Genomic DNA, 1,352 nt, shown 5'->3' on the forward strand with positions numbered 1-1,352 from the left:
AGCTCGCGGTGCGCCCGGCCGAGGCCGGCGAGGGCGCGGGCGGCGCCGTACCGGTCGTCGCAGGCGTCGAACAGCTCCAGCGCGCGGGCGAGCGTCGCCGGGCGCCGCTCCGGCGGCTCGGTGGCGGCCAGGACGCGCAGCGCGCCGGCCCGGGCCCGGGGGCCCTGGTGGACGGGGTCGGCGAGGACGTCGTCCAGCAGCCGGACGGCCTTCTCCGGGCGGCCCAGGGCCAGCCACGCCTCGGCGGCCCCGACGCGCCAGGACGCGGGGGAGGGGTGATCGAGGCCCCAGGCGCCCAGCGCCTCGCCGCAGGAGACGAAGCAGGCCAGGGCCTCTCTCGGGCGGCCGGTGGCCAGGTGGTGGAGGCCGTGCGCGTACCGGTGCTGCACCCCGAAGAGCGACCGGTCGGCCGCCCCGGGCAGCGGCCGGTCCAGCAGGCCGGCCGCCGCACCGTGCTCGCCCATGGCGGTGTACGCCTCGACGAGCACGGCCAGCGGGAAGGCGACGCCCGTGCCCCAGCCCTGCTCGGGCATCAGCTCCAGCGCGCGGGTGCCGTACTCGCGGGCGCCGCCGAGGTCGCCCCCGCGCAGCAGGGCGAACGCCTTGGCCTGGTGCAGGACGGCCTCCCGGACGGGCGTCGGGGGCCCGTCGCGCCGGACGAGGAGCCGGTCGCACCAGGCGTCCGCGGTGGCCGTCCGGTCGATGTGGACGAGCGCCTGGACGGCCGCGACCAGGGCCTCCGGCCGGTGGTCGCCGAGCCCGGCGGAGCGGAGGACCCGTTCGGCCGCGGCGGCCACGGCGTCCGGGTCGCCGCCGGTCAGCGCGGCGTGCACGGTCCGGATGGCCAGCAGCTCCGGCGCCTCGTCCCGGGCGGCGGGCACGGGGTCCGTCCGGCGCAGCACCTCGGGCATCCGGGGGAGGGTGCCGGGATAGGCGGTGGCCAGCCGCAGCCGGGTGACGTCCAGTTCGGTGGCGTACCGGGGGTCGTCGGCGTGGGCGGGCAGCCCCTCGGCGGCGGTGGCCGCCTCGTCCTCCCGGCCGTGCCAGAGCAGGCCCCGGACGAGGTGGAGGGTGGTGCACGGCGCCAGCAGCCCGGCGCGTGCGTGCCCGGTCAGCGCCTGGAGCTGGGGGACGACGCCCCGGGGGTCGAGCCGCCAGGCGACGGCCACCGTGGCCAGCCGGTCCGCGAGCCCGCGCGGCGAGTCGTCGGCCCGGAGCACGGCGTACCGCAGGCAGCGGGCGGCGGGGGCGGTCTCGCCGGCCGCCAGGTGCTCCTCCGCCGCGGCGCGCAGCAGCGGGGCCTCCCAGCTCTCGCCGAGCGGGCCGCCGGCCAGGAGCTGCGCGGCGACCGC

At 80.6% G+C, this 1,352-nt stretch carries 1 pseudogene; it reads right to left on the reverse strand.

Going from position 1 to position 1,352, the window contains the following annotated elements:
• A pseudogene (locus HN013_RS32210) lies at positions 1-1,352 on the reverse strand (helix-turn-helix transcriptional regulator); the annotation flags it as partial.

This window comes from Streptomyces sp. I05A-00742, from assembly GCF_013055795.1.
Classification (GTDB): domain Bacteria; phylum Actinomycetota; class Actinomycetes; order Streptomycetales; family Streptomycetaceae; genus Streptomyces.